The 10,921-nt window shown below is 67.9% G+C and carries 10 protein-coding genes; 4 read left to right on the forward strand and 6 right to left on the reverse strand.

The window, feature by feature from the left end:
* Positions 1–280 precede the first annotated feature (280 nt).
* Both SX243_10270 and selA read right to left on the reverse strand, forming a co-directional pair.
* Positions 281–1,648 (reverse strand): sigma-54 dependent transcriptional regulator, encoded by a 1,368-nt coding sequence (locus SX243_10270; GenBank protein MDY7093342.1) that lies wholly within the window; start codon positions 1,646–1,648, stop codon positions 281–283.
* The gene (gene selA, locus SX243_10275) at positions 1,645–3,099 is read right to left on the reverse strand and encodes an L-seryl-tRNA(Sec) selenium transferase (protein ID MDY7093343.1); all 1,455 of its coding nucleotides are present in this window, start codon (positions 3,097–3,099) and stop codon (positions 1,645–1,647) included. Before selA ends, SX243_10270 begins: the two co-directional genes overlap by 4 nt.
* A 92-nt stretch (positions 3,100–3,191) precedes the next feature.
* Between selA and SX243_10280 the strand changes: the two genes are divergently transcribed.
* Together SX243_10280 and SX243_10285 are read left to right on the forward strand one after the other, a co-directional pair.
* A complete protein-coding gene (locus tag SX243_10280) occupies positions 3,192–3,770 on the forward strand; it encodes a hypothetical protein (protein MDY7093344.1) in 579 nt (192 codons plus the stop codon).
* Positions 3,771–3,824: 54 nt separating this feature from the next.
* Positions 3,825–4,961 carry a tetratricopeptide repeat protein gene (locus tag SX243_10285; protein ID MDY7093345.1) on the forward strand — a complete coding sequence of 379 codons (1,137 nt, stop codon included), beginning with the start codon at positions 3,825–3,827 and terminating at the stop codon, positions 4,959–4,961.
* A gap of 53 nt (positions 4,962–5,014) precedes the next feature.
* Here SX243_10285 and SX243_10290 read toward each other — a convergent pair whose 3' ends face one another.
* The 4 genes from SX243_10290 to SX243_10305 form a co-directional block, all read right to left on the reverse strand.
* The gene (locus SX243_10290) at positions 5,015–6,331 is read right to left on the reverse strand and encodes a metallopeptidase TldD-related protein (protein ID MDY7093346.1); all 1,317 of its coding nucleotides are present in this window, start codon (positions 6,329–6,331) and stop codon (positions 5,015–5,017) included.
* Positions 6,328–7,638 (reverse strand): TldD/PmbA family protein, encoded by a 1,311-nt coding sequence (locus SX243_10295; GenBank protein ID MDY7093347.1) that lies wholly within the window; start codon positions 7,636–7,638, stop codon positions 6,328–6,330. Before SX243_10295 ends, SX243_10290 begins: the two co-directional genes overlap by 4 nt.
* 156 nt (positions 7,639–7,794) lie before the next feature.
* Entirely contained in the window at positions 7,795–8,103 is a 309-nt protein-coding gene (locus SX243_10300; protein ID MDY7093348.1) for a type II toxin-antitoxin system RelE/ParE family toxin, read from the reverse strand.
* Between the two features lie 3 nt (positions 8,104–8,106).
* Entirely contained in the window at positions 8,107–8,442 is a 336-nt protein-coding gene (locus SX243_10305) for a type II toxin-antitoxin system ParD family antitoxin (GenBank protein MDY7093349.1), read from the reverse strand.
* A 240-nt stretch (positions 8,443–8,682) separates the two neighbouring features.
* Between SX243_10305 and SX243_10310 the strand changes: the two genes are divergently transcribed.
* Together SX243_10310 and SX243_10315 are read left to right on the forward strand one after the other, a co-directional pair.
* Entirely contained in the window at positions 8,683–10,251 is a 1,569-nt protein-coding gene (locus SX243_10310; protein MDY7093350.1) for an acyl-CoA carboxylase subunit beta, read from the forward strand.
* A gap of 427 nt (positions 10,252–10,678) precedes the next feature.
* The coding region (locus SX243_10315; GenBank protein ID MDY7093351.1) for a hypothetical protein at positions 10,679–10,921 on the forward strand (243 nt) is incomplete at its 3' end.

Here is a 10,921-nt window from a genome sequence, read left to right on the forward strand (position 1 = left end):
GGCGGTCGTCGAGTCAGCCCCGCCCCGGGATCAATCCCGGGGCTACCCAGTCTCCGCCGGATGAATCCGGCTCCCAGAATCTCGGCCCGCCGATCTCGCGTTCCGAAGCCGGCAGAGCCGGCGGTATGTGAGTAGCCCGGGGATTGGATCCCCGGGCGGAGGTGCTGGAACCACAGCCCTTTCCTATCATCCACCTTTGCCGGACTGGTTCCTCGCTCCCGCGCTCCGGTGTGGGAGCCGATGGGAGACGCTCCAGCGTCGGGGGTGGGCCGAGGCTCCCCTACGACCGATACTTCGGATACCCCTCCAGATCGTATTGCTGGACCCGTCGCAGTACCGTTCGGTAGCTCACCCCCAGCAAGTCCGCCGCCCGTCGCTTGTCGCCGTCGGCTTCCTCCAGCGCACGCCGTAGTCTGTTCTCTTCGTCGTCCCCGTCCGCTTCGGAGGCGTCCCGGCGGTCCGCCAGGAACGGCTCCAAGTCCTCGGCGTCCAGCCGCGGGCCCTCGGCGACGATGGCGGTGCGTTCCAAGACGTTGGCCAGCTCCCGTACATTGCCCGGCCATTGATGGGTCCCGAGGGCCGCCTCTGCCTCCTTCGACAGCCGAAGGGCTGGTCGCCCCAGCCGCTGGGCGATGCCCCGCAGCAGGTGGCGAGCCAGAGGCGCCAGATCCGACGGGCGCCGGCGTAGCGGCGGCAGCTCGATGGGGAAGATCTCCAGCCGGTAGTAGAGGTCCGCCCGAAAACTGCCGGCCTCCACCATCTCTGCCAGCGGACGGTTGGTGGCGGCCACCAGCCGCACGTCGGCGGTGAGGGTGCGGCTGCCGCCCACCCGCTCGAAGGTGCGCTCCTCCAGCACCCGCAGGACCTTCGCCTGCACCGCCAGGGGGAGCTCGCCGATTTCGTCGAGGAAGAGAGTTCCCTTGGAGGCCACCTCGAAACGCCCCGCCTGGCGCCGGTCGGCGCCGGTGAACGCTCCCTTCTCGTGACCGAAGAGCTCGTTCTCCATCAGCTCTGCGGGCAGTGCGGCGCAGTTGACCGCCACGAAGGGACCGGAGGCTCGGGACGAGAGCTGATGTAGGGCCTGGGCGAAGAGCTCCTTGCCGGTACCGCTCTCGCCGGTGAGGAGGACGGTGCTGTCGGTGGGGGCGACTCGCTGCAGTAGCCGCAGGGCCGCCCGGAGCAGCGGATGGGAACCGACGATGACCGGCCCGCCGGAAGGTTCGAAGACTCCTTCGCCGGGTCGCACCGCGGTGCTCACCAGCTCCAGCAGGGTGTCCACCTCCACCGGCTTCTCCAGGAAGTCGAAGGCGCCGAGCTTCATCGCCTCCACCGCGTCGCTCACGGTGCCGAAGGCGGTCATCACCACCACCGGTGGCTGGGGCTTGCAACGACGGCTGGCGGCCAGCACTTCGAGCCCCGAGGCGCCGGGCAGCTTGAGGTCCGTAAGCACCAGATCGTAGCCGGCCTGAGACAGCCGCTGGATGGCCCGAGCACCGTCCTCCACCGGTTCCGGCCGGAAGCCTTCTTGCTCCAAGGCGCGGCACAGCAGCCGGCGCAGGGAATCGCGATCCTCCACCACCAGGATGGACGCTGGCGGTCGCTCGGTGGCCGGAGCGTCTTCTGAGCGGGCAGGATCCGAGAGGCTCATGACCTGGATTCCTGAAGGTGGCTGGCCGCCGCCAGCACCGCCGAGATCAGCGCCTCGTCGTCCTGCGAGTGGACGGTGCGCAGATCGAGAATTAGCCGGCCGTCCCGCAAGTAGCCCACCACCGCCGGCTTGCCCAGGCGCAGGCGGCGCAGGAGGGATTCGCTGCCGGGGAGTGCCAGGGCTCTGCCCGTCACCGGTCGCTCCGGAGCGGAGCCGCCTCCGACGAACCCGTCGGCGTCGACGATGTGGACTCCCTCCAGGGCGGAGCTCAGGCGCCGGGCCATGGCGGAGAGCCGTTCCTCGTGAGCTGCCCCATCCGGCCACAGGCGATCCATCGGCAGCGGCCGATCCAAGAGGTGGTGCCGCAACACCAGCTCGAGGGTCGCCAGGGCCGACCGGTCCGGTCGTAGGGCGCGAGAGAAGGGATGGCGCCGGCACCGGGTGATCAAGTCATCCCGTCCCGCCAGCAGCCCGGCCTGTGGCCCCCCTAGGAGCTTGTCGCCGCTGCCGCAGACCAGGTCGCAGCCGTCCGCCAGCAGCTGTTGGAAGCTGGGGTGGTCCCGCAGCTGGGGGGCATTGTGGGGGCGTAGCAGGCCGCTGCCTTCGTCCACCAGCAGTGGCACGCCGTGCTCTCGTCCCAGCTTCGCCAGCTCTGCCGGGGACACCGAGGCGGTGAAGCCGCTGATGCGGTAATTGCTGGGAAAAACCTTGAGCAGCAGGCCGACGCCCCCATCGCCGGAGTCGCCGTCCTGAATGCTACCGTCCCGAATGTTGCCTTCCAGGGCCGCGGCGTAGTCCTCCAGGCGGGTGCGGTTGGTGGTGCCCACTTCCACCAGCTCGGCTCCGGCGGCGGTGAGCATGTCGGGGATGCGGAACGAGCCGCCGATTTCCACCAATTCTCCCCGGGACACCAGTACGCGGCGCCCGCGGGCGAGGGTGGCGAGGACCAGTACCATGGCGGCGGCGTTGTTGTTTACCACCAGGCTGCGGGGAGCACCGGTGAGGGCGCACAGCAGGCTCTCCACCCGATAGTTGCGGTCGCCCCGGCGGCCGCTGTCGAGGTCCATCTCCAGGTCGCAGTAGGCGTCGAGCAGGGCGGGGAGGCGCTCGGTGATCTCCGGCGGCAGCGGCGCCCGGCCGAGGTTGGTGTGGAGAAAGATGCCGGTGGCGTTGAGAACCCGCCGCAGGGGAGTGCCGAACTGCTCCTGCAGCCGGCGGGCGAGGCTCCCGGGCAGCTCTTCCAAGGCTGTCTCCAGCCTGGCGGAGGCATCGTCATCGCCTCCTTGCCAGGCGGCGATGCGGTCCCGGAGATGGTCCAGCTGTCGCTGAGCTTGGACCCGCACCGCCTCCCGTCCGTATAATCCAATGAGCTCGCTGACCGTGGACTCGCCGAGCAAGCGGTCGACGGCCGGCAGCCGGCGTCGGAGATCAGGCGTGGACGATGCGCTCATGACAGCCTCGATTGTAGCCCGAGGCCCCCAGCTAGGGTGAAAGGAAGCGACTTCCGCCGCGTAGCCGAGGATAGCGAAGTTTAGGAAGACCGATGGATCCATTTGACTCCTACCGCAAGCCCCAACAGGAAGAGCGTCAGTCCATGGACGGCGACTTTCAGCGCTTCGAGCGTGACCTGAAGCGGCTGCGGGTGGAATTCGAGAAATTCTTCAACGGCGCCCTGGCGGTGCCGCCGGAAGACCAACAGCAGCGGCTGGCCAATGAGCTACGGCGCATGCGCACCACGCCTCAAATGACTTCCGCGGAGAGCTTTCGCCTCAACGGACTGGAGGCTCGCTTCAATAGTTACTGCGAGCTCTTCGGCCGGCGTCAGCGTGACCTGGAGGAAGGCCGTACAGCGGCCGCCAAGCGGGCCGCCATGGCTCAGCGGGCGGATCCCGAGGCGGGGATGACGGTGCGCGAGAATCTTTCCTCGGAAGTGGTGGAGGCGCTCTTCGAAGGCCTCTGCCGCGGGGCCGAGCCGCCGCGATTCGACCTCGATACCTTCGGTCGCTACTTGGGCAAGCAGCTCGACCAGATCCGAGAGAAATCCGGCAACCAGGCGGTGCAATTCCGCGTCGAGCGGGACGGCACCAAAATGAAGCTGAAGGCAAAACCGATTCGAGAATAGCTTGGGCGCCGGGGTGGATCCCCGGCTCGTATGCCAACATTGGAGAGTACTGACGTGAAGAAAACCATCCCCTGGGTTCTGGTTCTGGCCTCGATCATCGCCGGCGGCGCTCTGGTCGCCATGACCACCACGCCGCCCAATCTATCCAAGGCCCTGGAAGCCCAGCAGCAGCGGGTGACCGAGAATCCCGCCGACCCCGCGGCCTACAACGACCTGGGGAATCTTCTGGTCCTGGCCGAGCGCCTCGACGAGGCGGAGGAGGCCTACCGCGAGGCTATCGATCTGGCTCCCGAGGAGGCCCAGGCCCACTTCAATCTGGCCTTGCTGCTGCAGCGGACTCGCCAGCCCGGGGCCGCCGCCAAACAGCTCCAGACCGTCCTCGACCTCGAGCCGGAGAATGCCTGGGCTCACTATCAGCTGGGCTCGATCTACGAGGGCAAGGGCTCCAAGGGCCAGGCGATCCATCACTACGGCCGCGCCTTCGCCCTCGACCATCGGCTGGCGGACGCCAAGTTCAATCCCCAGGTGATCGAGAATCGGCTGGTGGTGGAGTCGATGCTCAAGGGTTACCCGGAGGTCGCCGCGCGGCCCATCGCCCCGTCGGCCTACGGAGGGCCGGGGCCGATCCGGGATCTGATGATCGCCCGAGACGCCATGGAAGACCTCATCGAGGACGAGAACGGCGAGGGTGAGGACGCCATGGCCGCGGAGTCCGAAATGGGCCAATCCGAGATGGACAAGTCCGAGATGGGCAAGTCCGGGGAGGCCCGCTCCCAGGCGAGCTGGGCGGGGAGCGAGGACTCGGAGGAACCGGCGGCGGGAGCCCTGCCGGCCGGTGAGGCCGGCGATGAGATGGTCGAAGAGGACGATGAGCCCCGCACCCGCGTGCTCAACTCCAGCAGCATCGACCGCGGCAGCGCCACCGGTCAGGCGGTGCCCATGGGCCGCGGCCGCTCCAGCGCCCGCGGTCGCAGCAGCGGTGGCCGGAGCACTACCACCTTCGGGAGCGGGACCCGCACGACCCGTCCGTCCCGGTCTACCTCCTCCGGCCGTTCCGGCACCCGCAGCCGGGTCCCCTACGTGCCGCCTTCCAGCAGCACCGGCAGCTTGGATCTGGACCTCATTCCCCAGCGCTACCGCGGGGTGGCTCCGTCGGAGACTCAACCCGTCGGTGCTTCACCGGCGGGCTGAGGGGCGAAGCGAGCCGCTGGGAGCTCGGGAACGGGCTACTCAGGACGGGCTACTCAGGCCGGGCCGCGGAGCTCCAGGCCGGTGACCAATGCGCTGGGGCTGCCGATCATCGCGCCGAAAGGCAGCAGCTGAAGATCTCGGGCGACGCCCTGAAGGCCGTGGAAAAAGGCGGTGATGGAGCCGCATAGGTGGGTCCCGGTGATCGGCGAGGTGGCTCGACCGCCGCGCACTTCGAAGCCGCAGACCGGCAGCCGGAAGGAGTCCTCCTCGAGCTCGAAATGCCCCGGCCCGGTGGTGTCCAGAAGGTAGTAGCCGCGGGTGACCTCCTGCAGGAGCTCCGAAGCGCGCACGTTGGGGCGCGGCCGTAGATAGAGGTGGGTGGCTCCGGCGCGGGGCAGATCCCGCCAGCCCGGCCGGCGGCTGCAACCGATGGGGCGGGTCTGGCCTTCCTGCCCCTGCCACCATGGAACCAGAGCCTGCCGGAACTTGCCTCGGTCGGCGATCAACACCTCGCGAGTGGCTACTCCCTCACCGTCTACCGGTGCTTCCAGCACGCCGCCGGGAAGGCGGCCGTCGTCGAGCACCGTCAACGCCTCGCTGCCCAGGCGTCCCCGGCGGCTCGACAGCTCGGCGGCGCGGCGGCCAGCGTTGGGGCCTACGAAGAGGGGAAGCAGCCCCTCCAGCATGCGCACCATCACCGGCGGTGCTAGCAGCAGCTCCCCGCGGTCCCGCTGCCGGGGCCGGCCCAGTCGTTGCACCGTCAGCAAGTCCGCTAGCCGCCGAGCCAGGCTGCCGGGCTCGAAGCGCCGGGCCTCGCGCTCCGCTAGGTAGAGCTCGGCGCGAATTTCCGGCTTCTCGCGGTCTCGGGCTTCCAGACGCAAGGCCGCCAGCCGCCCGCGGTGGCGCACCGCCACGTCTCGCCGGCTGGCGATCTCCACCTCGAAGGCGCCGTCCTCCAGGGCTGCGTGCATCAATCGGGCGCTGGCCAGCTCCTCTTCCAGGGCGCGGGAGATGGCGTCCAGGAGGGTGTGGCCTTCCGCTTCGCCAATCAGCGGGGCGTCGAAGTCCGAAGGTTCCTTCCACGGGGGCGCCACCACCGGTGTCGGCAAGCGTAGCGGCCGGCCATCGGCCTCGGGCCAGACCGCATCCGGCCGCGGTGGTCCTTCGCCGGCAGCGAAGAACGACCCCCGGCGGTCGCCGGCCCGCACCGCCCAGCCTTGCTCCTTGCTGGTGGTGGAATGGCTGCGGCCGTCGCGGCGTTCCAGCCGCCGGGAGCGTCCGCGCTTGGCGTAGACCTCTACCTCCTCGTAGCGGCCGTCATCGAGGCGGGAGAGCACTGCCAGAGTTTCCGCCACCGCCGGCGAGGTCATGAGGTCACCTCCACTCCCTCCAGGCGCAGCGCGGGTGTCGACGCCCATACCGGTAGTTTCTGGCCGCCCTTGGCGCACCAGCCGGCACCGGCCCGCTGCACCCGGCTGCCGATTCCGACCACCAGGGTCAGCAGATCTCCCACTCGCCCCTGCAGGACGCAGCGGCCCACGGGGTCGGCGATCTCTCCCTGGCGGATCCTCCGGGCGTGGGGGATCACCAGCCGGAAGACGCCGGTGAGGGGATCGAGAGAGCCGCGCTCGGCGGCGTTGACATAGAGGCCCTCGGCGTCGGCGAGGAGATCTTGGTCGCTGAGCTCTCCCGGCAGCACTTCCAGGTGGGTGGAGCGGGGTGCCGGCGGCAGGAAGCGGCTGCTACGGCGTCCCGCTCCGGGGCTCAGGCGTTCCGAGCCGGCGGCCCAGAAGCGATCCGCCAGCGGCTGTTCCACCACGCCGTCGCGCAGCAGCCAGCGCCGGCTGGTGGCGATACCCTCGTCGTCGGCGCTGCGCCGGACGCCCTCCGGTGCCGCTTCGGGATCGTCGAGAATGTCCAAACCGCTGGCCCCCAATGGCACCCCCACCGCCGAGTCCGGCCGGCCGCCGAGAGCCAGAGTGTCCGCCTCCAGGGCATGGGCCACGGCCTCATGAAGCAGCACCGCGCTGGCGTTGGGCGCCAGCACCACGGTGCCCCGAAATCCCTCCGGCGGCTGGGCATGACGAGCTTTGAAGGCTTCCAGAAGCTCCTCCGCCACCCGATCCTTGTACTCTTCGTCGAGGGCTGGCAGGAGGGTCCCGAAGCGGCCCCAGGGCTGGTCCGCAGAGCAGCTGTAGAAATGTTCTGTTTGGGGCTCGGGCACCAGCTGGGGGCCCACCACCTGCACCCACCGCCGGTGCCGCTGCACCGTCAGCTGGAGGGGGAAGGCCACGTGGCGTTCCCGCAGGCGCCGCTGGAGATCGGGCACGAAGGTCGCCAGCTCCTCCACCGCGACCGCTGGTTCCCAGGAAGCAACTTCCAGCCGCGGTTCGGGATACGCCGCCGCCGGCATCGCCCGGGCCACCTGCCGCAACGCTTCGGAAAAAGCCCGCGGTTCCATCCCATCCCGCGCCGCCATCCAGCTCTTCTCCCCCCGCACCAGCCGCACCGCAAACCCCTCCTCACGGACCACCCGAACCCCCGGCGGCTCGTCGTCCGGCGGCAACGTCACCGTCTCGCTGCGCTCGAAGAACGCATCGGCCAGATCTTCCTCTTGGTCGGCGATTTGCGACAGGGCGCGGGCGACGGCGGCGGTATCGAGAGAATCAAACGGCACGGCGGGAGATTGTCTCATAGTTTCCGCCCGCCCTAGCCTTGGCTTCACCGGCTGCAGGCCACTGCTGAGAGGTGATCCGACTTGAATGGGGTAGTTTTTTTCTGTCGTCTAAGCGGTTGAGGTGAGATCCGGTGAAGCTATCGGGAGGAGCCTGTCCTAGTCGTCTTCCCTGAAGAGGCGCTCCAGATCGCGGGAGCTATGCAGTACGCGGATCACGCGCAGCGGCTTGGTTAGAGGGTTGTAGGCTAGTAGATAGCTATGTACACGCCACCAGCGAATGTCCGGACCAGTTAGCTGGTTTCGGTGCCAGCCGATCCCGGGCGACGCCGCCAGGGTATCCAATGCATCCGTGAAGTCGTCCAGCACCTTCGCAGCGATCACATCGCTACCACTATCCTCGGCGATGAATCTGAGGATGTCTTCAAGCTCTGCGCAGGCAAGCGGTGATAGAACCCAAGCCGGCATCGATCAGGATCTAACGCCTCGTCCACTGCGTAGCTTGGCCCGAAGTCTCTCCACGGCCTTGGGGCCGTCGACCCATCCGTGCTCTTCGGCGGAGCGCAGCCCCTCGTCGATGAGCCCCCGAAAATAAGTCCGCGCGCGCTGCTTGAGCTCTTCCGGCAGCAAGGCGAGCTCTTCATCGCTCAGATCTTCGTAGAGCCATTTCTCCATCAGGCGGCGATGCTCTGCTTCTTCGAGCAGGCGGAGGCCGTCCCGAACCACTTCGCTGGCGGTGCGGTAGCGGCCGTTGGCCACCTGGGAGCGAATGAATTGCTCCTGAGCCGGGGGCAGTGACACGTTCATGGTTTGTCGAGTAGCCATAGAAGGAAGATGCCATCCAGGAGTGTCTGTGTCAATAGTTGCCACAGCGGATCTTGAGGCTACTTGTTGCAAGAGGTCCATGGGGCGGGACGAAACGAGGTCCGCGCGATAGAGTAGCCGCGCGAACGTTTTACGGAGCCTTGGGAGCCGGAGCGGTCCCATCGGACCGGTCGGGCCGGGCTCGTCCGCCAGAAGATCATCCGCTAGCATCTGCGAGGAGCTATGACCGAGACCAAGACCAGAGCGCAGAAGACCCTGGAAGAGTTGCAGGAGCGGCTGGAGGCTGCCCGCCAGGGAGGAGGGGAGGCGCGCATCGAGCGCCAACATGCCGCCGGCAAGCTGACGGCCCGGGAGCGCATCGAATTGTTGTGCGACCCGGGGTCCTTCGTCGAGCTGGACGCCCTGGTCACCCACCGCTGTCGGGATTTCGGGATGGAGAAAAAGTCCATCCCCGGGGATGGCGTGGTCACCGGCTACGGCACCGTCGATGGGCGCCTGATCTACGTCTTCGCCCAGGACTTCACGGTCTGGGGCGGCTCCCTGTCGGAGACTAACGCCCGCAAGATCTGCAAGATCATGGATCTGGCGGTGGAGAACGGTGCGCCGCTCATCGGTCTCAACGACTCCGGTGGCGCGCGCATTCAGGAGGGAGTCGCTTCCCTGGGCGGCTACGCCGACATCTTCCTGCGCAACACCCTGGCCTCCGGGGTGGTGCCGCAGATCAGCGCCATCATGGGTCCCTGCGCTGGCGGCGCGGTGTACTCGCCGGCCATCACCGACTTCATCTTCATGGTCGAGGGCACGAGCTACATGTTCGTCACCGGCCCCGACGTCATCCGCACCGTCACCCACGAAGAGGTGAGCAAGGAGGAGCTGGGCGGTGCCGGCACTCACAGTGGCAAGAGCGGCGTCTGTCATTTCACCGCCGCCAACGACGCCGCCTGCCTGATCGCCATCCGGGAGCTGCTCTCCTTCCTGCCCAGCAACAACCTCGACGACCCGCCGGCGGGAACCAGCGAAGACGACCCCAACCGCCAGGACGAGGCGATCAACGACCTGATTCCGTCGGATCCCAACAAGCCCTACGACATGCGCAAGCTCATCGAGGCGGTGGTGGATGACGGCCGCTTCCTGGAGGTGCACGCCAACTACGCCAAGAACATCTTGGTGGGCTTCGCCCGCATGGGCAACCAGAGCGTCGGCATCGTCGCCAATCAGCCGGCCTACCTGGCGGGAGTGCTGGACATCGACGCCTCCCTCAAGGGCGCGCGTTTCGTGCGCTTCTGCGACGCCTTCAACATTCCGCTGGTGACCTTCGAGGACGTCCCCGGCTTCCTGCCCGGGACTCAACAGGAGTACGGCGGCATCATCAAGCACGGTGCCAAGCTGCTCTTCGCCTACGCCGAGGCGACGGTGCCAAAGATCACCGTCATCACCCGCAAGGCCTATGGCGGTGCCTATTGCGTCATGGCCAGCAAGCACCTGCGCACCGACGCCAACTTCGCCTACCCCATGGCGGAGATCGCCGTCATGGGGCCGGAGGGGGCGGTGAACGTGCTCTACAAGCGTGAGCTGGAGCAGGCCGGAGACGGCGCCGCGGAGCTGCGTCACGAGATGGTCGAGGAGTACCGGCGCAAATTCGGCAATCCCTACATCGCGGCGGAGCGCGGCTTCGTGGACGCGGTCATCGAGCCCAAGGAAACGCGGCCGCGGGTGATCCGCTCCCTGCGCCAGCTGGCGGGCAAGCGCTCGACCATGCCCGCCAAACGGCATGGCAATTTACCCCTCTGACGGCGTGCCTTCGAAGGCGGCGGGAGCCGGGCAGGGAGGCGGTGTCCAGCGGGCCGGAGCAAGTCTCCGGCGGACCCCCGGGGAAACCTGGTGGCCGCGCCTTGACAGCGGAGACGGACTCGGGCAAGCTGGCGCCCGAGTTCGTCCTAACTGCCCCAATCAGCGCGGGTTTCGCGCCGGGCCCTTCGACGAGCAGCTCCAGCCACTGAGCGCCGATGGCTCCCGGCTCCCAACGAGGGTCGGTCTCCACGGGCTCACGAGCCGCCTCGGACCAGCCTTGTGGGACGGATTTTCATACCGGCAAGATAAGGCCCCACGCCTGTGCCGGAGGACTTCTGTTTTCAGCCCGCGGATGCCGCCAAGGATGCAGCCGCCGGGAGAGATGGATCAGCGACAGCGCCCCGAGGGGCGCTAGGATGGAGAAATCATGCGTGAAAAAGACCGCCAGCTGCGCCGCCGCCGCCAGCGCCGCAATAAGCGTTTGAAGAAGCGTCTGCAGGAGGAGATCGCGGAGGGTCGCAAGAAGAGCGGCTCTTCCTCCTCGCGGACCACCACAGCGAAGAAGGCTCCCGCGAAGAAGACCGCCGCGAAGAAGGCTCCGGCGAAGAAGGCCGCTGCCAAGGCTGCGGAAGAAAAGCCGGCCGAGAAGAAGGCGGACGAAAAGAAGGCT

Source organism: Acidobacteriota bacterium (assembly GCA_034211275.1).
Taxonomy (GTDB): Bacteria; Acidobacteriota; Thermoanaerobaculia; order Multivoradales; family JAHZIX01; genus JAGQSE01.